Below are 22,374 nucleotides of genomic sequence, written 5' to 3'. Positions count from 1 at the left end.
GAATTCGCGCGAATTCCGCGCCCGGTTTGCCGTTGTTGGCGCAAACATTGGCGGTATACTGCGGGCAGATTCTTGGGAGGGTGAAGATGAAGCGGTCGCGTATTAATGAGATTATGGCTGGGGCAGAGGATATGGTGCGCCATTATGGCTTTGTCTTGCCGCCGTTTGCCAACTGGTCGCCGAATGAGTTCAAGGCGAATAAACCGATTGCATCGCGGGTGATTGAGGGCCGTTGTGGCTGGGACATCACCGATTACGGCCAAGGCCGCTTTGATCAGATGGGGCTATTTTTGTTCACCTTGCGCAACGGCTCACTCGCTGATCTGCAACGCGGCGGCGGCATGTGCTATGCCGAGAAGCTATTGATTTCGCGGCAGGATCAGCTGTCGCCGATGCACACCCATGTCATTAAGGCCGAGGATATCATCAACCGGGGCGGGGCGACTTTGGTGGTTGAACTTTATGGTTCGGACGACAAAGGCAACTGGGCGGCGGATCGCGGTGGGCTGGTGCATTGCGATGGTATTGAGCGGCCTTACAAGCCGGGCGACAAGCTGAAACTCGCGCCGGGGGAATCTGTGACGCTGATGCCGGGCGATTGGCATGCGTTCTGGGGCGAGGGCGGTGATGTGTTGATCGGCGAGGTCTCGACGGTGAACGACGATGTCACTGACAACGTGTTCCGCGAACCGATTGGGCGCTTTGCCGATATTGAGGAAGACGTCGCGCCGACGCATCTGCTGGTCAGCGATTACGATAAGTGGTTGTGAGCCTGTCGGAAATCTAAGCATGAAAAAACCCGCCTCAGTCTGAGGCGGGTTTTTTTGTTGGCTGGGGTGTTCCGCTTACGGCTGTGGGCAGAGGCCGTTGACCAAGGGCACGGCGCAGACGGCAGGGGCTGGAGCCGTCACCGCAGGCGCTGTTGTCGCTGCCGGAGCGGTCACTGCTGGCGTTGTCGCCACGGGAGCGGTTGCATCGGGCGCTGTAACCACTGGAGCAGTTGCCGCCGGAGCGGTGGTCGCTGCCGCAGGGGCCATCGTCGCGGCGGGAGCCATGGTCGCATCCGGGGCCACGGTTGCGGCAGGCGATGCCTCAGCCGGGGTAATTGTCGCCGCAGGTGCTGCGGGCAAGGTCGTGGCACCCGGTAGCATGGTTGGGGTCGCGCTCAGCACGGGGGCCACGGCCTCAACCGGGGCGGGTGCGGGTTTTTTCTTCTTCGGCGCAGGCGGCGGCAGTTTCAGTTTGTCGGGATAGCTGCCGTCGGCGTTCAGCACCACAACCTTGGCGCCATCCTGCACGCGGTTGTAGAGATCCATCACGTCTTGGTTGATCATGCGGATACAGCCGGACGAGGCGTTTTTGCCGATCGAAAACCATTCGGGTGTGCCGTGGATGCGGTAGCCGTAATCCACCCCATTGGTGGTCAGATACAAAGCCCGCGCGCCCAGCGGGTTGGTCGGCCCGCCGGGCTGGCCCTTTTCCCATTTCGCAAGCTCGGGGTGACGGTCGATCATTTCTGGCGGCGGCGTCCATTTCGGCCAATGCGTGCGGCTGGTGATATTGGCGACGCCTGCCCATTGGAAGCCCGCCCGACCGACAGCGATGCCGTAGCGCAGCGCGGTGTTCTTGCCGTTGACATAATAGAGGTGGCGCTCTGACGGCGCGATGATGATGGTGCCGACCGCTTCGGCGCTGGTATAATCGACCTGCTGCACCTGGAATTCCGGCGGCACTTTCTCGACCGGCACCGTCGGCACAGTTTTGCCGTCATCGCTGACGCCCGCATAATGCAGCGCATTGTCGGTTGGCACCGGGGCTTGTGCGACAGCGGCGGGCGCTCCGGGAAGGGTTGTGCCCGGCACGCAGGCCGCGAGTGTCAGCGACAAAGCTGTCGCTGCCAGAAGTTTAACCGTCAAAAAACGCATCCGTCAGCCTATCACAAAATGGGGCGGCAGAGAGGTGCCGCCCAGATTCTCTTGTAAAGACGCTAGTGGAGCTGAAAAGCAAGGTCAAAGCCCTTGTTTCCAATATATGTATAATCACAAGGTCGTGGGATTGCTTGCATCAGGGCCGCGCCACAGGCTCGAGCATATGGTGCGCCGTTACAGAGTCGTGCGCAGATGCCAGAGTTCGGGGAACAGCTCTACATCCAGCATCCGGCGCAGGTAACTCACGCCGCCAGTTCCACCTGTACCGCGTTTCAACCCGATGACGCGTTCAACCGTGGTCACATGATTGAAGCGCCAGCGGCGGAAATAATCTTCGAAATCGACCAGTTTCTCGGCCAGTTCATAGGCCTGCCAGTATTGCGTGGGATCGCGGTAGACGGTTTCCCACACCCGCTGCACACCTTCATGCACCACCCAAGGCTGGCGCAGATCGCGGTTCAGCACGTCTTCGGGCACCGGCAGGCCCGCGCGAGCGAGGTGGCGCAGGGCTTCGTCGTACAGGCTGGGGCGGGCGAGTTCGGCTTCCAACAGGGCGGTGAGGTCGGCGCGGTGGGCGTGCGGTTTCAGCATCGCCAGGTTGCGGTTGCCGACGGCGTATTCGATCAGGCGGTATTGCCAGCTCTGAAACCCCGACGACTGCCCCAAACCTTCGCGGAACGTGGTGTAATCCGACGGCGTCATGGTGCGCAGCACGTCCCAGGCGTTGTTCAACTGCTCAAAAATCCGGGAAATCCGGGCGAGCATCTTGAACGCTTCCGGCGCGCGGCCTGCGGCGATGGTTTGGCGGGCGGCGTTCAACTCGTGCAGCGCCAGCTTCATCCAGAGCTCGGAGGTTTGGTGCTGGATGATGAACAACATCTCGTCATGCGCCGGGGTGAGTTGCCGCTGGGCGGATAGGATCTGGTCGATGTGCAGATAGTCGCCGTAGGACATCCGGCCGTCGAACGACATTTGCGCGCCTTCGGTTGCCGGGTTGTAGGGGGCCGCGTGTATCGGGCAGCCGGATTTTTCGTCGGTGGATTTGGGATCGCCAGATTTTGGATTGGGGGTCATGGTCATTCTCTCCTGTCATTTGGGTTTTCCCCGAATGGGGCGTCAGGCGCAGGAATGAGTTTGGCAGTTCAGCACCGAAAGATTGCCAATGGTGCGCCACTGGGCGATCCAGCCAGCGGGGCGGCAGAGGGCTGCACTTGTGGCTTTCACATTGGTCAAAATATCCCCGCCGGAGGCTTCGGCGATGGGCCGAGGAGCCTCCGGCGGGGATATTTTTGCCAAGATGAAAGCCGAAGGCATCAGGTGACTTTCGCGCGGGTTTTGTAGTCTGGGCGGTCCCAGAGGTTGTTTTGCATGATGTCGGCGATGATTTTGATCGCCTTTTCAACGTCGGCGGCGTCAATGAACAAGGGTGTGAAGCCGCAGCGGATGATGTCGGGGGCGCGGAAATCGCCGATCACGCCGCGGGCAATCATGGCTTGCATGATGGCGTAGCCTTCGGGGTGACGGAACGAGACTTGGCTACCGCGATCTTGGTGGTTGCGGGGCGTGGCGAGGGTCAGGCTGGGGCAGGCGGCTTCAATGCCTGCGATGTATTGGTCTTGTAGTTTGAGAGAGGCTGCCCGCAGGTCCTGCATATCCACCGTGTCCCAGATATCCAGCGAGGCCTCTAGCGCTGCCAGTTGCAGGATCGGCGGGGTGCCGACGCGCATCCGTTCGGCCCCGGTTGCGGGGCGGTAGTCGAGATCGAAGGCGAAGGGCGCGGCGTGGCCTTGCCAGCCCGAAAGCGCCGGGCGGGCGGTATCGGCATGGCGGGGGGCGACGTAGATAAACGCCGGGCCGCCGGGGCCGGAGTTGAGGTATTTATAGGTGCAGCCGACCGCGAAGTCGGCGTTGCATTTGGCCAGTTCGACTTGGAAGGCCCCTGCGGAGTGCGCCAGATCCCAGATGGTGAGCGCGCCATGCTGGTGGGCGCGGGCGGTGATCGCGGCCATGTCGTGACGGCGTCCGGTGCGGTAATCGACTTCGGTGATCATGGTGACGGCCACGCTGTCGTCGATTGCGTCCAGAACGTCCTCGGGGGCGACGGTTTTCAGCGTGTAGCCGTTGCCCAAGGTGCGGCAGAGCCCCTCGGCCATGTAGAGATCAGAGGGGAAGTTGCCGGTGTCGGACAGGATCACTTTCCGGGTCGGGTTCATCTCCAAACACGAGGCAAGCGCCTGATAGACCTTGATCGACAAAGTGTCGCCCATCACCACATGGCCAGCCTCGGCCCCGATCAGCCGCGCAATGCGGTCGCCGACGCGCATCGGTTTGTCCATCCACGCCGCCTTGTTCCAAGCGGTGATCAGCAAATCGCCCCATTCAGCCTCGACCGTCTGCGCCACCCGAGCGGCGGTTGCGCGCGGCAGGGGGCCCAGCGAGTTGCCGTCCAGATAGATCATGCCCGCAGGCAGCTGGAACTGGGCTTTGGTGGTGGCGAAATCGGTCATGGCGGCCTCTGTTTCGAGCAGGTTGCAGGTTTGCTTTGCGCGAGGCAATAGCCGAGGATGGTTAAAATTTCAAGCTTGAAATGATTTGCGGGGAGATGCGCAGCACGAGGAAACGTCCATGTTTGCGCTATCAATGATTCTAAGGCCTATGCCGTTGATATTGCCGACATAACCGCATTCGGGAAAAATGTCTGTGCTTCTGTCTTGATGCGGAAAAATCGACCTTTGCGCCGTCGCCGCTGTGGGTTTTCGCGCCGCAATCGCTTATTGCCGACAGGTTTTTCGCCGGAAGCGGCAATCAGGCGTTGAACTCTTGAACTTCAATGTTAAGGCTCGGCGGGGATTTGGCGGTCACGGTTGCTCCTTGAACCGCGCAAACTACGGGGGAACACAGTGAAAATAGGTGCGTTGAGCGAGATTTTTGCAGGCGAGAACCGGGTGGCGATGACCCCGGATTCGGCGCTGCAACTGGTGAAACTGGGGCATACTTGCGTCATTCAGGCCGGGGCGGGGACGAAGGCGGGGTTTTCCGACGCGCTTTATGCCAAGGCAGGGGTTGAGGTGCTCGCCTCGGCTGCCGATGTGGTTGCCGCCGCCGACGTGCTGGTGAAGGTGCGTGGGCCGGAAGTTGCCGAGGCGCAGGCTTTGCGGGAAGGCCAGACGTTGATCTCGATGTTCTGGCCTGCACAGAACCCGGAGTTGCTGGAAATCGTCAAGGCGCGCGGCGCGACCGTGGTGGCGATGGATATGGTGCCGCGGATCAGCCGCGCGCAGAAGATGGACGCTTTGTCGTCGATGGCGAATATCGCGGGTTATCGCGCGGTGATTGAGGCGGGATCGAACTTCGGGCGGTTTTTCACCGGGCAGGTGACGGCGGCGGGCAAGGTTCCCCCGGCGAAGGTGCTGGTTGTGGGCGCGGGCGTGGCGGGGTTGGCGGCGATTGGCACCTCGGTGTCTTTGGGCGCGATTGTGCATGCGTTTGACGTGCGCCCAGAAGTGGCCGAGCAGATCGAGTCGATGGGCGCGTCTTTTGTGTATCTGGAGTTTGATGCCAGCGAATTGCCCGATGGGGCTGCGACGGGCGGTTACGCGGCGCCCTCTAGCCCGGCCTTTGCGGCCAAGCAACTGGCGAAGTTCCGCGAGTTGGCCCCCGAGATGGACATCGTGATCACCACCGCGCTGATCCCAGGACGGCCCGCGCCGAAGCTGTGGACCGCCGATATGGTGGCGATGATGAAGCCGGGTTCGGTCGTGATGGATTTGGCCGCCGAGCGGGGCGGCAACTGCGATCTGACGGTGATGGATCAGAAGATCGTGTCGGATAACGGTGTGACGATTGTTGGCTACACCGATTTCCCCAGCCGGATGGCGGCACAGGCCTCGACGCTTTATTCCACCAATATCAGGCACATGCTGACCGATCTTACACCAAAGAAAGACGGTGTGATTGATCACAATATGGGTGATGACGTGATCCGGGGCGCGACCGTCGCCAAAGATCACGAGATCACCTTCCCGCCACCGCCGCCGAAAATCGCGGCGATTGCGGTGCAAAAGCCGAAGGAAAAGGTCAAGGAATTGACCCATGACGAAAAGCGCGCCGCAGAGGTGGTGGCGTTCAAGGCGCAGACCCGTAGTCAGGTTGGGATGTTGGTGATCGGCGGCGGGTTGATCCTGCTCGCGGGGCTTTATGCGCCTGCGGCGTTCATGTCGCATTTTATCGTGTTCGTGCTGTCGGTTTATGTCGGCGTACAGGTAATCTGGAACGTCAGCCATTCTTTGCACACGCCGCTGATGGCGATCACCAATGCGATTTCCTCGATCATCATCTTGGGCGCGCTGATGCAGATCGGCTCAGGCAGTTGGCTGGTGATGGTGCTGGCGGCGCTTGCGGTGTTCATGGCGGGGATCAACATTTTCGGTGGCTTTATGGTCACCCGGCGCATGCTTGCCATGTTCCAGAAGTCGTAAGGGAGCGGGCATATGGAATATGGATTCACCACGGCGGCCTATGTGGTCGCAGCCGTTTTGTTCATTCAATCGCTCGGCGGGTTGTCGGGGCAGGAGAGTGCGAAGCGCGCGGTCTGGTACGGCATCGTCGGCATGGCGCTGGCGGTTGCAGCGACTTTGTATGGGCCGGGGGCGAGTAACTGGTTGATTTCGCTGGTTATGATTGCAGCAGGCGGTGCAATTGGCTGGGTTGTCGCGCAGCGCGTGCAGATGACCGAGATGCCGCAGTTGGTCGCCGCGATGCACTCGCTGGTTGGTTTGGCTGCGGTGTTCATCGGCTATAACACCCATATCGAGATGGTGCGGGTTGGTGGCTTGGATGAGGCTGCACGGGCGTTGCTGGATGGTTTTGCGGCGGTCATCGCGCATAAATCCGGGGTCGAGGTGTCGATCCTGCGGGTGGAAACGTTCTTGGGCGTGTTCATCGGGGCGGTGACGTTTACCGGCTCGGTGGTCGCCTTTGGCAAGCTGGCGGGCAAGGTTGACGGCAAGGCGAAAAAGCTGCCGGGCGGGCATTTGCTGAATGCGACGGCGGCGATTGTGTCGCTGGTGCTGCTGGTGGTGTATCTGCAAACCGGATCGACCTTGGCGCTGCTGGGCATGACCGTGGCGGCACTGTTCATCGGGTATCATCTGATCATGGGCATCGGCGGCGCGGATATGCCGGTCGTGGTGTCGATGCTGAACAGCTATTCAGGTTGGGCGGCGGCGGCGATTGGGTTCTCGCTGTCGAACGATTTGCTGATCGTGGTGGGCGCGCTGGTGGGCTCATCTGGTGCAATTCTAAGCTATATCATGTGTAAAGCGATGAACCGTTCGTTCATTTCGGTGATCTTGGGCGGCTTTGGCGGCACCACGGGCCCGGCGATGGAAGTCACCGGCGAACAGGTGGCGATTGATGCCGAAGGGGTTGCGGCGGCTTTGAACGATGCGGACAGCATTATCATCATTCCGGGGTACGGCATGGCGGTGGCGCAGGCGCAGCAATCGGTCAGCGAGTTGACGCGGAAGCTGCGGGCGGCGGGCAAGACCGTGCGCTTTGCCATTCACCCGGTTGCGGGGCGTTTGCCGGGGCATATGAACGTGCTCTTGGCCGAAGCGAAGGTGCCTTACGATATCGTCATGGAGATGGACGAGATCAACGAGGATTTCCCGACGACGGATGTGGCGATCGTGATTGGCTCGAATGACATCGTTAACCCGGCGGCGCAGGAAGATCCCAATAGCCCCATCGCCGGGATGCCGGTGTTGGAATGCTGGAAGGCAAAGCAGGTGTTTGTCAGCAAGCGGGGCCAAGGCACCGGCTATTCGGGGATCGAGAACCCATTGTTCTATAAAGAGAACACCCGGATGTTCTATGGTGATGCGAAGAAGTCGTTGGACGCGTTGTTGCCGATGATTGATTGAGCAAGGTGCGTGCAAGCACGCACCCTACCCATGAAGCCCCGGCCTTTGTGCCGGGGTTTTGCTTTTCTGCAACAGCGTGGGTGCATACCCCGGTATTCTGCGAAAATGCTGGCCCTCGTGGCGCGGACGCGCCCAAATGGGTCACCTCTACTGACGTAAGGCTTAACTATGACCACCGATCACCCCCTGCGCTATGCTTTGGTCAACGAGTTGCACGCGCGTCCTTTCCCGGCATTGGCTGCCCCCTGTGTGGCGGCCTATATCGCGATCAAGGAACCCGTTGAGGCGCAAAACCGCGACCGGGGGGCAGACCGTGCGCATTTGCTCGCCCTGCTGGACCGCAATGGATCGGCGCATCCGCAGCCCGATGCGACGCATTTCTCGGGGCCTTTGGGGCGGGCGGATGTGAAATGGGAGAGCCATACCGAGTTCGTCACCTATTCCGCCTTCACGCCGGTGCTGTCGGCGCGGGCGTTTGACCCTGCCGAGATGGAGGTTTTTCCTGAGGATTGGGTTGAGGCGGCCCCCGGCAAGCGGGTGGCGGCGGTGCTGATCCGGGTGGAGATAATGGAGGACGAGGCCGCCATGCTCGCCAAGCTAGAGGAATGGTTCGTGCCCGAAAGCCTTGCGGTGGCACGGGTGGTGGATGGTGCTGCGCTGATCGCCGGGGATTTTCGGATTGATCCGGCGGGCAACATGCGCTTTGCGGTGTTCGTGCGCCCCGAGGCAGGTGCGCGGCGGATTGGCCGGATTGTGCAGCGTTTGTGCGAGGTTGAGACCTATCGCGCCATGTCGATGCTGGGGCTGATGCGGGCGCGCGGGCTGACGGGGCGGCTGAACGCTTTGGATCCACGGCTGTCAGCTTTGGTTTCAGGCTTGGACGGGGTGTCGCGGCCTGCGGAAGCGGCTTTGCATGAATTGCTGGCGATTTCGGCGGAATTGGAGTCTCTGGCGGTGCAGCATAGCTTCCGGTTCGGCGCGACCGGGGCCTATGAGGCGATTGTGAACCAGCGGATTTCGGCCCTGCGTGAGGAGCGCGTGCAGGGACGGCAAACCTTTGGCGAGTTCATGATGCGGCGCTATGATCCGGCGATGCGGACGGTGAAATCTGCCGAGGCGCGGCTGGGCTCGATGGCGGAGCGGGCGCAACGGGCGGCGGAATTGCTGCGCACGCGGGTCGATGTCGAGCGTTCGGCGCAGAACCAGAAGCTGCTGGAAAGCATGGATAGGCGCGCGGATCTGGCCCTGCGCTTGCAGCACACCGTCGAGGGGCTGTCGGTGGTGGCGATCAGCTATTACGCGGTGTCTTTGGCGGGTTATGTCGCCTATCCGCTGATCGAGGGGCTTGCAGTGTCCAAAGGCGTCGCGATGGCGGTGCTGACGCCCTTGGTGGTGCTGGGCGTGTGGGGCGCGCTTCGGCGGATCAAGGCCGGGATGCACTGACCTCACCGCAGAGCGTGCGGGCGAGGGCGGCTTGGCGCTGGTCTGCAGGCAGGCTCAGCACATGTGCAAGTTTGGTATAGGCGGCCTCGGGGGTCATATCGCGGCCGTCGATCACACCCGCCTCCAGCAGCAGATTTCCAGCGGCATAGGTGCCCAAAGCGATGCCGCCCTTGGGGGATTGGCTGATCGCGATTACGGGCGTGTTGCGGGCTTGCGCGGCGAGTAGGCCTGCGCGCAGGGCGGGGGTTTCGGGAATGGTGCCCGCGCCGAACACCCGCAGCACCACGGCATCGAGGGTGGTTAGGGCATGGGCGAGGTACGCTTCGGACTGGCCGGGGGCCATGCTGAGAATGCCGATCTCGGCGGGCTTGTAGGCGGTGAAGCTGGGGGTTTTGCCGGGTTGCAGCGGCGGGACCGCGCTGCGGCTGGCGGTGAAAGCATCCAGCGCAGAGCTATGGGCTTTGCGTACCCTCGTGCCGTGCAGCAGTTGGCCTGAGAACTGCACCCAGATGCCGGGCGGGGCGGTTTCGGCGGCTTTCAGCGCGTCGGACAGGTTCTGCACCCCGTCCGATTTCTCCACCGTCAGCGGGCGCATCGCCCCGGTCAGGATCACCGGGCGTTTCAGGCCTGCCAGTGCAAAGCACAAAGCGCTTGCGGTGAAAGCAAGCGTATCCGTTCCATGGGTGACGATGAAGCCATTGTAATCGCTGTGATTGTCGAAGATCGCTGCCGCGATGCGGTTCCAATCGGCGGGCGTCGCTTGCGAAGAATCAATCAGCGGCAGCAAGGGCAGCAGCGTGACATGGCTTGCGCCCAGATCGGCCAAGGCGGCCTCAATCACGCCTTCAGCGGGCGCGAAACCTGTCGGCGTCGCCACCATGCCAATGGTGCCGCCAGTGTGGATCAACAGTAACTTCATAGAATATCAGCGCCCCCGGATGCGCGGGTCCAAAGCGTCGCGCAATCCGTCTCCGATATAGTTCACCGAGAGCACCGTCAACGAGATCGCAAGGCCGGGCCAGATCACCCGCTCGGGGTAGACCTGCATGTAGCTGAGCCCATCGAACAGCAACCGGCCCCATGTTGGGAAATCTGGCGGGAAGCCAAGGCCAAGGAAGGACAGTACGGATTCGGTGATGATTGCCTCAGCAATGCCCAAGGTGGCGGCGACCATCACCGGCGAGACGACGTTGGGCAGGATGTGCCTTGTGATGATGCGTCTTGAAGCCGAACCGATGGAGCGCGCGGCGAGGACATATTCGCGTTCCTTCAGCGCCAACACCTCGCCGCGCACGATGCGGGCGGCTTGCATCCATGAGGTGATGCCGATGGCGAACACGATCAGGGTAAACGCGCCGAGTTCCGGGCCAAGGATGCTCGCGGTGCGGTCGCGGAACAGCATCATGATCACCAGTAGCAGCGGCACCAAGGGCAGGGCCAGAAACATATCCGTCAGCCGCATCAGCGGGCCGTCCAAGCGGCGGTAGTAGCCTGCCAGCACGCCGATCAAGGTGCCGAAAATGATGGCGATCATCATGGCGACAAAGCCCACGGCCAACGACACTTTGCCCGCTGCAATCATCCGTTGCAGCATGTCGCGGCCTAACTGATCGGTGCCAAGCGGGAAGCGCAGGCTGGGGCCCTTGTTCTTGGATTTCAGCGCCTCAACCACCGTCAGCTTCTCGGGGTGCCACAGGTAGGGGCCGATCACCACGGCGATGATCAGCAAGGACAGCACGATAAGGCCGAACACCGCGCCCTTGTGGGTGCGAAATTGGTGCCAGATCGCGCGCAGCGCACTTTCGGGTTTCTCGATGGCGGTGATCACCTCAGTCATAGCGAATCCTTGGGTCGAGCAAGCCGTAAAGCACATCGGCAATCAGGTTGAAGCTGACGATCAGCACGGCGAAGATGAAGGCGAGGGTTTGCACCATTGGCAGGTCAGAGGCATGGATCGCGCCGATCAGCGCGGCGCCGATGCCATTCACGCCGAATAGGTTTTCGGTGATAATCGCGCCGCCGAAAATCGAGGGGATGCCCAAAGCGATCACCGTGACCACCGGGATCATCGAGTTGCGCAGCACATGTTTCAGCACCACGACGCGTTCAGACATGCCCTTGGCCCGCGCAGTGCGGACGTAATCCATCCCCATATTGTCGAGCATAGATGATCGCATATAGCGGCTGATCACGGCGGCATTCGCCAGACCCAAAGTCATCACCGGCATCGCCATTTGTTGCAGTTGCTTGACGAAACTCGCCCAGTCAGTGACATGCAGGTTGGTGTCATACTTGGTCGGAAACCAGCCCAAAGTGACGGCGAAGATGATGATGATCAGGGTGCCGGAAAAGAACGTCGGCACCGAAAAGCCAATCATCGCGAACAGCGTGCCCAACTGGTCGAACAGCGAATATTGACGGTAGGCAGAATAGATGCCGATCGGCAGAGCGATCAGAATGCCGACAAGATAAGCGGTGCCGATCACGGTCAGGGTCTGCGGGATACGCTGACCGATGATGGTGAACACCGGCGCGCGCGATTGCCATGACAGGATGCGCTGCTCACCGCCCGCCCAGTTGGTGCCGAACCAACCGTCGAACAAAGTGGCAGGTTCCACCCAAAAGAACTGCCGCAGCCACAGCACATAGCGCACGAACACGGGCTGATCTGCGCCCAAAGCCTCAATCATTTTGCGGCGCACGTCGGGCGGGACGGTCAGCGGGATTTCCGACATCGGCGAGCCGGGGGCGAGATCGACCAGCAGAAAGATCACCAAAGAGATGACGAAAAGCGTCGGGATGGCCAGTAATAACCTGCGGAGCGTGAAGGTGAGCATACGCGGCGACGCCTTTGGTCAGATCTTGGGGGGAGGGGGTGAGGGTGGAGGAGAGGGGTAGGGGGTGAGGGTGCTCGCGAAAGGGAAAGCGCTGAGAGGGGTGGAACGAGCAGGTGGAGGACAGCGAGGGCGGTGGAGAGGGGGTAAGGGGTGAGGCCATCGAGAACGCAGCGGGGTTCGCAGCACATGCCCGAAGGGGACGGGGCCAATCACAGGCCCCGCCGATTTCAGATCACTTCACGCGGAACCAGTCTGCGACGTTCCACATTTCCGAATCCCAAGCGTTGATTTTCACGCCGCCAAGGGTGTTGGAATGGGCCGACAAGGTGCCGCGGTGCACCAACGGGATCACGGTCATCGAGTCTTTCGTCACCATGTCGTTGAGTTCCTTGGCGATTTTCTGACGCTCGGCCACATCAACCGTGGTGGTCAGAACCTTGACCTTGGCATCATAGGCCGGGTCACAGTAGCGGTTCATGTTCTCACCCTGCCATTGGTTCTCAGGCGAAGGCGCGTTCACGCATTGGTATTGCGAGAGATAGGTTTCCGGATCGGTGCCGTCCGAGTTGTTGGCATACATCTCAACATCGGCATAGAACTTCTGGAACGTGTCGGGCGAGCCTGCATCACCGCCGAAGAACACCGACGGGTCGATGGCTTTCAGCTCAACATCCACACCCAGCTCGGTCCACCAGTCTTTGACCAAGGCTTGGAAGTCTTGGCGGATCGGGTTGACGGTGGATTGATAGAGGATGTGCAGCTTCTTGCCGTCTTTCTCACGGATGCCATCGGCACCGGGAACCCAGCCTGCCTCATCCAGCAGTTTCTTCGCGCCTTCCATATCCTGCGCGATGCAACCGGTGTTGTCCGAGGCCCAAGCGTCCGGCGCGGGGACCACGTTGCAGGTCGGCTTGCCGCCTGCGCCATAGCCTACATCCGACAGGATCTGACGGTCGATGGCTTTCGACAAAGCGGTGCGCACCTTGATATCGGACAGGATCGGGTGGGGGTGCTTTGCGGTCGCACGCTCGCCCTCCGGCAATGCCGGATCGGGGTCGGTCATGTTCATCTCGATGCGCTCGACAAGCGTGCCGAAGGCCACCACGAACTCACCTTTACCAGCGGCGGTCATCGAGGCTTGGCTGTCGGGCGGAATTTGCGTGTTCCAGGCGTAGTCGAACTCGCCGGTTTCCATCACGGCGCGTGCCGAACCTTCAGCATCGCCGCCGCCTTTGATCACAGCGGAAGCAAACGCCGGTTTCGCCGGATCGCGGTAGTTTTCGTTCATCGCCAAGGTCACGGTGTCATTGACGGTAAAGCCGGTGACTTTGAACGGGCCGGTGCCGATGGGCATGTTGTTCGGATCGGTGCAGGTCGGGGCAGCAGCACCTTGGCAGGCCGCGAATTGTGCCTTTTGCAGGATCGGCGACAGCGCGCCCACGAAAGCGGTGTAGGGGTTCGGTTTTGGCCCGGTGAAGGTAACTTTCACGGTCGAGGCATCGACAGCCTCAACCTTCGCCACGCCATCGAACTTGGAAAGCTGCGCGCAGCCGCCTGCCGGGTCCATGCAGTAAGCCGCGGTGAACACGGCGTCATCGGCGGTGACGGGCGAGCCATCCGACCATTTCAGATCGGGCAGCAGCTTCCAAGTGATGCTGGTCAGATCGGCCGAGATGCCGCCGTTTTCCAGTGTTGGGATTTCGGTAACAAGTTTCGGGATGATAACGCCATCGGCGTCAAAGCCCGCCAGCGGCTCCAGCACCAGAGAGGCCGCATAGACGTCCTTGGTGCCCGAGGACAGGAACGGGTTCATGATCGAGACCGCCTGCGGGAAGGTGAACTTCACCTCGCCATCGGTGCCACGATCTGCGAAAGCGGCGGGCGCGAAAGACAGCGCGCAGGCCGCCCCGAGAAGGGCTGTTTTCAGCTTCATTTATACTCTCCTTGTTGAATGTGCTCTTTGGCCTCAAGTGTTCCGGTTGATCCGGTTTGGCTGGCGTAGAGGAAGCAGGCGACGTGGCGGCCCGGTTCAACCTCTTGCAATTCGGGTTTTTCTTCATGGCAGCGCGCGAAGGCTTTTGGGCAACGGGTGGAAAAGTTGCAGCCTTTCGGGGGCCGAGCTGGCGAGGGCACATCACCTTTGAGGATAATGCGGGGACGGCGGGCCAGCGAAGGATCAGGTTCATTCACCGCTGACAGCAAAGCCTCGGCATAGGGGTGCAGCGGCTTGGCGAACAAGGCATCGCGGGGGCTAAGTTCGGCGATGCGGCCCAGATACATCACCGCCACCCGGTCGGCGATATGGCGGACCATGGAAAGGTCGTGGCTGATGAACAGATAGGTCAGCCCAAGCTTTTCTTGTAGATCTTCCAACAGGTTGACCACCTGCGCTTGGATCGACACATCCAGCGCGGCGATGGGTTCATCGCAGACGATAAACTTCGGGTTCAAGGCCAAAGCTCGGGCGATACCGATGCGCTGACGCTGCCCGCCGGAGAATTCATGCGGGAAGCGGTTGGCGAAACGGCGGTTCAACCCGACGGCATCCATCAACTCATAGACCCGTTCAAGGCGGCGGTCGGCGTTCCAATTGGTATGCTCGATCAAGGGTTCCGAGATAATATCGGCCAAAGTCATCCGGGGGTTCAGGCTGGCCTGGGGATCTTGAAACACCATCTGCATCGTTGGCCGTTTGCGGCGCAAAGCTTCCGGCGTAAGCTTGGCAATATCCTCGCCCTCAATCACCACAGCGCCCGCGGTTGGCTCATAGAGCCGCAAAAGCGCCCGGCCCACGGTAGATTTACCGCAGCCAGATTCGCCCACTAGGCCAAGCGTCTCGCCGGCCTGAATGTCGAACGACACGCCATCCACCGCTTTCACATTGCCGGTGTGGCGGCGCAGGATGCCGGAATAGATCGGGAAATACATCTTTAGTCCGTCAACCTGAACCAGCGGTGCGGTAGCGGCATCAAACATGGGCAGTCTCCGCTGAGACGGGTGCTGCGACCCAATGGCAGGCGACATCATGGCCTTGGCCCAAGGGCAGCCGGTCAATGCCGTGGCGCTTGGGGTTTTCCACCTCACAGCGGTCAAAGGCATGGGTGCAGCGGGCACGGAAAGCGCATGCACTGGGGGCGGTGGTCATGATCGGCGGCTGGCCTTCGATCACCTGCAACCGCTTTTCGCGCACGCCGGTCAGCGACGGAATGGTTTTCAAAAGCGCCCGCGTGTAGGGGTGCTGCGGGTTGGCAAACAGGTCTTTCACCGGGGCCTGCTCGACGATCTGGCCGCCGTACATCACCATCACCCGATCAGCGATGGCGGCGATCACCCCCAGATCATGGGTGATCCAGATGATCGCCATGCCGAGTTTAACCCGCAACTCCTTCACCAATTCAAGGATCTGCGCCTGAATGGTTACATCCAGCGCTGTGGTCGGCTCATCCGCGATCAAAACGTCAGGATCGCAGGCCAAAGCAATCGCGATCATCACCCGCTGCCGCATCCCACCGGAAAACTGATGCGGATAATCGCCCAACCGCTTGGCGGCATCGGGGATACCGACCAGTTCCAACAGCTCCACCGCCCGCGCCTTGGCCTGCGCTTTGTTCATGCCCATGTGGCGGCGCAGGGGTTCGGCAATCTGAAAGCCGATGTTGAACACCGGGTTCAGGCTGGTCATCGGGTCTTGAAAGATAAAGCCCACCTTGTCGCCGCGCACATTGCGCAGCTGCTCCGGCGTGATCTTTAGCAGATCAAGATCGCCCAACATCACCGAGCCTGAGCGGATTTCTGCGGGCGGCGAGGGCAGCAAACCGATCAGCGACATCATGGTCACTGACTTGCCAGAACCACTTTCGCCGACAACGCCCAAAAGTTCACCGCGTTCCAAATGGAAGCTGACATCATTGACGGCGTGAATCTCGCCTCCACGGGTGCGGAATACGGTTTTCAGCCCCTTCACATCAAGGACGGGCGCGGCCCTATCGGGCATATGTAACTCCCCAGGTCGTTGTTATTCTTTATTTTTGTCCGGGGTCAGTCGCTGCCGCCCCAGTTGTAACGCCAAGTCTTGACGATTTCGTCTTAGCTATCAATCCTGAATTTTCGCCGCGATACAGATTGTTTTTCCGGCGATTTGTAGCGTTTGGACGGCATTTTGCTGGGATTGACAGGGGCGGTGGCCAAGGCCACCTTCGCCCACAACATATGGGGGCTAGAAATGATCGAACTGACGCCGCGTCAAGTGCTGGACCACCTCGTCGGCTTCCCGACGGTGAGTCGCGGCAGCAATCTCGATCTGATTGATTGGCTGGAAGGCTATCTCGCCAGCCATGACATCGCCTCGCATCGGCATTGGAATGAAGATCGCACGAAAGCCGCCTTGTTCGCGCATGTCGGGCCGTGGGAAGCGGGCGGCGTGGTACTGTCGGGCCATTCCGATGTGGTTCCGGTGGATGGTCAGGCGTGGTCGTCGGACCCTTGGGTGGTGACGGAACGCGGCGGGCGGCTTTACGGGCGCGGCACCTGCGACATGAAGGGCTATGTGGCGCAATCGGTCTGGGCTTTGGTGCGGGCGCACAAGCAAGGGGTCAGCCGTCCTTTGCAACTGGCGCTGTCTTATGACGAGGAACTCGGCTGCACCGGCGCTCCGCCGATGATCGCCGCGATGCAGGGCGTGTTGCCGCAAGCCTCAGCTGCGGTGATCGGCGAGCCTTCCGGCATGAAGCTGATCCACGGCCACAAGGGCGGCACTGGCTATCATGTGCATGTGAAGGGGTTTGAGGTGCATTCCTCGCTGCTGCCTTACGGCGTCTCGGCGATTATGGAGGGCGCGCGGCTGATCGCTTGGGTCAATGCCAAGAACGCTGAAATTCAGGCCCGCCCGGCCTCCGCCGTAGCTGCGACCTTCTATCCGCCGTTCACCACGTTGCATGTCGGCATGATTGCAGGCGGCACCGCGCATAACATCACGGCTGGCGATTGCACATTTGCCGTCGAGATGCGGGTGGTTCCTGGTGAGGATATTGACGCGTTGGCGGCTGAGTTTGAGACCGAAGCCGCCCGCTTGGACGCAGCGCTGAAAGCCGTGCGGCCCGAAGCTGGCGTGCATCTGGAAAAGTTTTTCGGCGTGCCGGGGTTGAAACCTGAAATCGACGGCGCTGCCGAACATCTGGTGCGGCAACTCACGGGTGATAACAGCACTGGCGTGGTATCTTACGGCACTGAGGCCGGGCAATTCCAAGAGGCGGGCTATTCGGCGGTGGTCTGCGGCCCCGGCGATATCGCGCAAGCGCATCAGGTCGATGAATATCTGGAACTGTCGGAATGGGACGCCGGATTGCGCTTTATGCAGGGCCTGTTGAAGGAACTCGCCTGATGCGATTTCCGATTTCCGAGGCCAATAAACCGCGCTTCACCAGTGCGTTACCCGCCGCCTGCGATGTGGTGGTGCTGGGCGGTGGTGTGATTGGCGTCATGACGGCGTGGCATCTGGCCGAGGCCGGATTGAAGGTTGTGCTCTGCGAAAAGGGCCGGATTGCCGGCGAGCAAAGCAGCCGCAACTGGGGTTGGATCAGGCAGCAAGGCCGCGATCTGGGCGAGTTGCCGATCATGATCGAATCGCTGCGGATCTGGAAATCCCTGTCGCAAGAGTTCGGCGCGGGCTTGGGGTTTCGACAGGAAGGGGTGATGTATCTCGCCCGATCCGAGGCCGAAATGCAGGGCTTTGCCGATTGGCTTATTCATGCCAAAGCCCACGGTCTGGACACCATGATGCAGACGCCGGGGCAGGTGCAAGCGGCGATCAAAGGTGCCGAAGCGCCATGGGTTGGCGGCTTGCTGACGCCCTCCGATGCGCGGGCCGAGCCTTGGGTGGCGGTGCCAATGCTGGCGGAAGGTGCTGTCGCGCGCGGCGCGGTGCTGATCGAGGATTGCGCCGTGCGGCGTCTGGACCGGGCTGGCGGGCGGATTACCGGGGTTTATACCGAAAAGGGCCGCATCGCCTGCGATCAGGTGGTGGTGGCGGGCGGCGCGTGGTCGTCGCTGTTCCTGCGCGCCGAGGGCGTGACCATTCCGCAACTGGCGGTGCTGGCAAGCGTGGCCGCGACCGAGACGATGCCCGAAGTCTATGCCGGTGATGTGGCCGACGACCGCTTTGCCTTCCGCCGCCGTTTGGATGGCGGCTATACGATTGCACCGGGGGCCAGCCATGATTTCTTCAACGGCCCGGATGCTTTCCGGCATATGTGGGCCTATATACCAGTGCTGAAAAAGGATTTCACCTCGACCAAATTTCGCCCGGCGGCGCCGAAAGATTACCCGGATGCTTGGGGAACAAGGCGCAAATGGCAGGCCGATCAGGTATCACCGTTTGAACGTCTCCGGGTGTTGAACCCAAGCCCGAATATGAAAGCCCTGTCGGATGTGCAGGACAATTTCGCCAAAGCGCTGCCGGAATTGGGTCGCCCGAAACTGAAAGCCGTCTGGGCTGGGATGATCGACACTATGCCCGACGTGGTCCCCGTCATCGACCGGGTTGCAGCGATTCCCGGTCTGGTGATTGCCACAGGGATGAGCGGCCACGGCTTTGGCATCGGCCCCGGCATGGGGCGGGTGGTGGCTGATCTGGTGGCAGGCAAGACCGAGGTGCACGATCTGACGCGCTTCCGGCTGTCGCGATTCTCGGACGGCAGCAAGATCGCGCCGGGGCCGAGTTTGTAAGCACCGCGCTGGTTTACGCGTAGAACGCTCCGCAGGGGATATTTAAGCCAAGATGAATGGCTTAGCATTTCACATTGGCTTAAATATCCCCGCCGGAGGCATCCACGCGTGGTGAGGCGCGAAAGCCGATCCAAAGCAGCGTAGGTGGGGTTTTACCCCACCGCTCCGTTCAATCACTCCGCCGCGATTTTGATCACCGGCTCCATCGAGGCCAGCAATTCGTCGCTCAGGTGGCATTTGATCTGATGGCCGCCCGCCAGCGTCCGCATCGGCGGCATCTCGATATCACACAGCCCACCTGGCACTTGGCTTTTCCAACGGCAGCGGGTCTGGAACGGGCAGCCGGGGGGCGGGTTCATCGCCGACGGAATATCGCCTTCCAGCACGATGCGCTTGCGAATCACTTTGGTGTCGGCGATCGGCACGGCGGACAGCAAAGCCTCGGTATAGGGGTGGTAGGGCGGCTGGAACACCTGATCGGTGGTGCCCATTTCCACCACATGGCCGAGATACATCACCATCACCCGGTCAGACAGGTAGCGCACGATGGAAAGGTCATGGCTGATGAACAAGAGGGTGGTTTTGTTCTCGCGCTGAATATCCATCAGAAGGTCGGTGACGGCGGCTTGCACCGACACATCAAGCGCGCTGACAGGTTCATCGGCGACCACAACCTTGGCCCCGCCCGCAAACGCCCGCGCGATGCCGACGCGCTGCTTTTGCCCGCCCGACAACTGACGCGGCATCCGCTCGGCAAAGGCGCGGGGGAGTTTCACCAGATCGAGCAGTTCCAGCATCCGGGCGTGGCGTTCCTCGTCCGACTTGCCCTGCTTGAAAATCTCCAAGGCGCGGATGATCTGGCGGCCGACATTCATCGAGGGGTTCAGGGTGTCGAATGGGTTCTGGAACACCATCTGCACCGAGGACACTGTATCGGTGTTGCGCTGCTGGATCGGGGTAGATTGCACGTTTTCATCGAACAGTAGGATCGAGCCCGACGTCGCGGTTTCCAGCCCCATCAGCACCTTGGCGAAGGTGGATTTGCCGCAACCAGATTCGCCGACGATGGCGAGGGTTTCGCCTTCGCGGGCCTCAAACGACAGGGTTTCATTGGCCTTCACCACTTTCGTCGTGCCGCTGCCAAAGCCGCCCGAGGAGACGGAATAGTATTTCTTCAGATCCTCCATCTTCAGCACCACTTTGCCGATCGGGGTCTTGGGCTTGCTGGCCTTCAAGGTCATGGGGGCGTCCCAGTCGATCTCGGTCCATTTGATACAGCGGGTGGCGTGACGGTCATCGCCCGGCACCGGGAACATCGGCACTTCGGCGGCGTTGCAGCGGCCGTCTTGGAAGTAGTCGCAGCGTGGGCCGAAATTGCAGCCCTTTGGCCGCTCATGCGGCAGCGGGAAGTTGCCAGGAATGGCGACGAGGGGGTGGCTGTTCTTGTCAGCCCCCGGCAGCGGGATCGAGCGGAACAGGGCTTGGGTATAGGGGTGGCGCATCTTGTCGAAGACTTCGATCACGTTGCCGGTTTCCACCGCCTCGCCGGAATACATCACGCAGAGGCGATCACAAACGTCGAGGATCAGGCCAAGGTTGTGGGAGATAAACAGCATCGAGGTGCCGTATTTATGGCCCAAGTCCTTGACCAGATCGACGATGCCGGCCTCAACAGTCACATCCAAGGCGGTGGTCGGCTCATCGAGGATCAGAAGGGCGGGTTTCGACATCAGCGCCATTGCGATAACGATGCGCTGTTGCTGGCCACCCGAAAGCTGATGCGGATAGGCTTGCAGAATACGGTCGGGGTCGGGCAGGCGCACGTCGGCGACGATTTGACGCGCGAGTTTCCACGCCTCGTCCTTGGCCATGCCCTGATGGATCATCGGCACTTCGGCCAGTTGCGCGCCGATCTTCATCGCGGGGTTCAGCGAGGCCATCGGCTCTTGGTAGATCATCGCGATTTCAGAGCCGCGAATGTGGCGTAGCTCTTCGTCGCCCATATGGGTCAGATCGCGGCCTTTGAACTTGATGGTGCCGCCGACGATGCGGCCATTCTTGCCCAGATCACGCATCACCGCCAAGGCGACGGTGGATTTGCCGCACCCAGACTCGCCGACAAGGCCCATCGACTCGCCCGCCATCACTGAGCAGGAGAAATCCATCACTGCCGGGATTTCGCGCATCCTGGTGAAAAAGCTGATCGAGAGGTTTTCGATCTCAAGTATCGGTTTCGATGGATCCCAGGTGGTGTCAGTCATGGCAGCCTCGCTTTGACGGGAGGGATAGGACCGGGGGCTAGCCCCCGGACCCCCAGGATATTTGAGCACAGAGGATGACCAAAAAGGTCAGTCCTTTAGGCTTTCTTCGCGCAGACCATCGGCCAGCAGGTTCAGACCCAGCACGAGGCTCATCAGTGCAAGCGCAGGGGTGATGGCGGGATGCAGGTAGAGCGACAACAGTTTGCGGCCATCGTCAATGGTGGAACCCCAATCCGGACTTTCCGGCGACACACCCAGACCGAAGAAACCCAGGGTCCCGAGCAGGATCGTAGTATACCCGATCCGCAGGCAGAAATCGACGATCAAAGGGCCCCGCGCGTTGGGCAGGATTTCCCACAGCATGATGTACCACGCAGACTCGCCCCTCGTCTGGCCAGCGGCGACGTAATCGCGGGCTTTCAGATCCATCACGATGCCGCGCACGATGCGGAACACCGTGGGCGAGTTCACGAACACCACCGAGACGAACACGTTCAGCAGGTTCGGGTCCATCGACCACACACCCAACGGGTCCAAGTTGAAGGCGAGGCCGAAATAGGCCCAGAGCCCGATCACCAGTGTGACGCCGACATAGAGGTTGCGTTTCGGCGGGTTGGTGAAGAAGCGCGAGTTGAACAGGGTGCAAAAGAAGATCACCGGGAAGATGAACAGCACCGCCGCCAGCACCACCGGAATGCCCGTGTTGCGGATTTCCGGCGTGACCAGCAGGTAGAACAGCAAGATCACCGGGAAGGCCAGCACGAGGTTGGCGAGGAACGACAAAGCGATGTCGAGCTTGCCGCCGAAATAGCCCGCAGGCAGGCCCAACGTCACCCCCATGATGAAGGCGAAGGTGGTGGCGGCTGGCGCAATCGTCAGCACCCGGCGCGCGCCCATCACCACGCGAGAGAACACATCGCGGGCAAGATGATCGCCGCCCAGCAGGAAGTAGGCGTATTGGCCGTCTTTGGGATCAATCAGCGGCGTGCCGGGCAACGGGTTTTTCACCCGGCCAAATTGCGCAATCGGGTCCATCGTGACGATGACATCGGCGAAGATCGCGGTATAGACCCAGAACATCACCAGCATAAAGCCAACCATGCCCACCGGGCTGTCAAACAATTTGCCGTAAAGCCCCAGCTTGCGTTTGTAGCGGATCGAGACGGTGAAGGTGATGATCAGCGCAATCCAGACGGGCAGGAATTGCTGAAGGATGCGGGCAATGATCTGGCCCCAGGATAGCAGTTCGGTGTTCATT

General features: G+C 60.9%; 18 protein-coding genes. 6 read left to right on the top strand and 12 right to left on the bottom strand.

The features are described from left to right. Positions 1 to 86 precede the first annotated feature (86 nt). Positions 87 to 770 (top strand): D-lyxose/D-mannose family sugar isomerase, encoded by a 684-nt coding sequence (locus AKV04_RS00935; protein WP_054004603.1) that lies wholly within the window; start codon positions 87 to 89, stop codon positions 768 to 770. Positions 771 to 845: 75 nt separating this feature from the next. Here AKV04_RS00935 and AKV04_RS00930 read toward each other — a convergent pair whose 3' ends face one another. The 4 genes from AKV04_RS00930 to kynU all read right to left on the bottom strand — a co-directional run bounded on the left by AKV04_RS00930 (position 846) and on the right by kynU (position 4,435). Beyond that, positions 846 to 1,925, bottom strand: coding sequence for a L,D-transpeptidase (locus AKV04_RS00930; RefSeq protein ID WP_054004602.1), 1,080 nt, complete (start codon positions 1,923 to 1,925; stop codon positions 846 to 848). Positions 1,926 to 2,102: 177 nt separating this feature from the next. Continuing rightward, positions 2,103 to 2,900 (bottom strand): tryptophan 2,3-dioxygenase, encoded by a 798-nt coding sequence (gene kynA / locus AKV04_RS00925; protein ID WP_054004717.1) that lies wholly within the window; start codon positions 2,898 to 2,900, stop codon positions 2,103 to 2,105. Positions 2,901 to 3,044: 144 nt separating this feature from the next. Then, on the bottom strand, positions 3,045 to 3,224 hold the full coding sequence (locus AKV04_RS00920) for a hypothetical protein (RefSeq protein WP_156317286.1): 180 nt from the start codon (positions 3,222 to 3,224) through the stop codon (positions 3,045 to 3,047). Between the two features lie 17 nt (positions 3,225 to 3,241). Beyond that, positions 3,242 to 4,435 (bottom strand): kynureninase, encoded by a 1,194-nt coding sequence (kynU, locus tag AKV04_RS00915; RefSeq protein ID WP_054004600.1) that lies wholly within the window; start codon positions 4,433 to 4,435, stop codon positions 3,242 to 3,244. 393 nt (positions 4,436 to 4,828) lie between these two features. Between kynU and AKV04_RS00910 the strand changes: the two genes are divergently transcribed. From AKV04_RS00910 to AKV04_RS00900, 3 genes are all read left to right on the top strand, one after another. Then, complete coding sequence (locus AKV04_RS00910) at positions 4,829 to 6,406, top strand: Re/Si-specific NAD(P)(+) transhydrogenase subunit alpha (RefSeq protein WP_054004599.1); 1,578 nt, start codon at positions 4,829 to 4,831, stop codon at positions 6,404 to 6,406. A gap of 12 nt (positions 6,407 to 6,418) precedes the next feature. Continuing rightward, entirely contained in the window at positions 6,419 to 7,852 is a 1,434-nt protein-coding gene (locus AKV04_RS00905) for an NAD(P)(+) transhydrogenase (Re/Si-specific) subunit beta (RefSeq protein ID WP_054004598.1), read from the top strand. Positions 7,853 to 8,020: 168 nt separating this feature from the next. Beyond that, positions 8,021 to 9,295 carry a DUF3422 family protein gene (locus tag AKV04_RS00900; protein ID WP_054004597.1) on the top strand — a complete coding sequence of 425 codons (1,275 nt, stop codon included), beginning with the start codon at positions 8,021 to 8,023 and terminating at the stop codon, positions 9,293 to 9,295. Here AKV04_RS00900 and AKV04_RS00895 read toward each other — a convergent pair. The 6 genes from AKV04_RS00895 to AKV04_RS00870 form a co-directional block, all read right to left on the bottom strand. After that, on the bottom strand, positions 9,276 to 10,214 hold the full coding sequence (locus AKV04_RS00895; RefSeq protein WP_054004596.1) for an asparaginase: 939 nt from the start codon (positions 10,212 to 10,214) through the stop codon (positions 9,276 to 9,278). The two genes, AKV04_RS00900 and AKV04_RS00895, sit on opposite strands and share 20 nt — an antisense overlap. Before the next feature lie 6 nt (positions 10,215 to 10,220). Continuing rightward, the gene (locus tag AKV04_RS00890) at positions 10,221 to 11,132 is read right to left on the bottom strand and encodes an ABC transporter permease (protein ID WP_054004595.1); all 912 of its coding nucleotides are present in this window, start codon (positions 11,130 to 11,132) and stop codon (positions 10,221 to 10,223) included. Further along, positions 11,125 to 12,132 (bottom strand): ABC transporter permease, encoded by a 1,008-nt coding sequence (locus tag AKV04_RS00885; RefSeq protein ID WP_054004594.1) that lies wholly within the window; start codon positions 12,130 to 12,132, stop codon positions 11,125 to 11,127. Before AKV04_RS00885 ends, AKV04_RS00890 begins: the two co-directional genes overlap by 8 nt. A 232-nt stretch (positions 12,133 to 12,364) precedes the next feature. After that, positions 12,365 to 14,065 carry a peptide ABC transporter substrate-binding protein gene (locus AKV04_RS00880; RefSeq protein WP_054004593.1) on the bottom strand — a complete coding sequence of 567 codons (1,701 nt, stop codon included), beginning with the start codon at positions 14,063 to 14,065 and terminating at the stop codon, positions 12,365 to 12,367. Next, positions 14,062 to 15,108 (bottom strand): ABC transporter ATP-binding protein, encoded by a 1,047-nt coding sequence (locus AKV04_RS00875; RefSeq protein ID WP_082351472.1) that lies wholly within the window; start codon positions 15,106 to 15,108, stop codon positions 14,062 to 14,064. Before AKV04_RS00875 ends, AKV04_RS00880 begins: the two co-directional genes overlap by 4 nt. Continuing rightward, positions 15,101 to 16,126, bottom strand: coding sequence for an ABC transporter ATP-binding protein (locus AKV04_RS00870; RefSeq protein WP_054004591.1), 1,026 nt, complete (start codon positions 16,124 to 16,126; stop codon positions 15,101 to 15,103). The genes AKV04_RS00875 and AKV04_RS00870 overlap by 8 nt, the downstream gene beginning before the upstream one ends. Before the next feature lie 228 nt (positions 16,127 to 16,354). Here AKV04_RS00870 and argE point away from each other — a divergent pair, with 228 nt between their 5' ends. Then, complete coding sequence (argE, locus tag AKV04_RS00865) at positions 16,355 to 17,512, top strand: acetylornithine deacetylase (protein ID WP_054004716.1); 1,158 nt, start codon at positions 16,355 to 16,357, stop codon at positions 17,510 to 17,512. Continuing rightward, the gene (locus tag AKV04_RS00860; RefSeq protein ID WP_054004590.1) at positions 17,512 to 18,855 is read left to right on the top strand and encodes an NAD(P)/FAD-dependent oxidoreductase; all 1,344 of its coding nucleotides are present in this window, start codon (positions 17,512 to 17,514) and stop codon (positions 18,853 to 18,855) included. The genes argE and AKV04_RS00860 overlap by 1 nt, the downstream gene beginning before the upstream one ends. 173 nt (positions 18,856 to 19,028) lie before the next feature. On the opposite strand, the gene AKV04_RS00855 is transcribed toward AKV04_RS00860, so the two are convergent. Next, positions 19,029 to 21,116: a dipeptide ABC transporter ATP-binding protein gene (locus AKV04_RS00855; RefSeq protein ID WP_054004589.1), complete on the bottom strand. Its 2,088-nt coding sequence runs from the start codon at positions 21,114 to 21,116 to the stop codon at positions 19,029 to 19,031. A gap of 87 nt (positions 21,117 to 21,203) precedes the next feature. Further along, positions 21,204 to 22,373 carry an ABC transporter permease gene (locus AKV04_RS00850; RefSeq protein WP_054004588.1) on the bottom strand — a complete coding sequence of 390 codons (1,170 nt, stop codon included), beginning with the start codon at positions 22,371 to 22,373 and terminating at the stop codon, positions 21,204 to 21,206. Between the last annotated feature and the right edge of the window lies 1 nt (position 22,374).

Source organism: Cypionkella psychrotolerans (genome assembly GCF_001294535.1).
Classification (GTDB): domain Bacteria; phylum Pseudomonadota; class Alphaproteobacteria; order Rhodobacterales; family Rhodobacteraceae; genus Cypionkella; species Cypionkella psychrotolerans.
The sequence above is the reverse complement of the archived record's forward strand: the minus strand, read 5'-3'. Positions and strand labels throughout refer to the sequence as shown.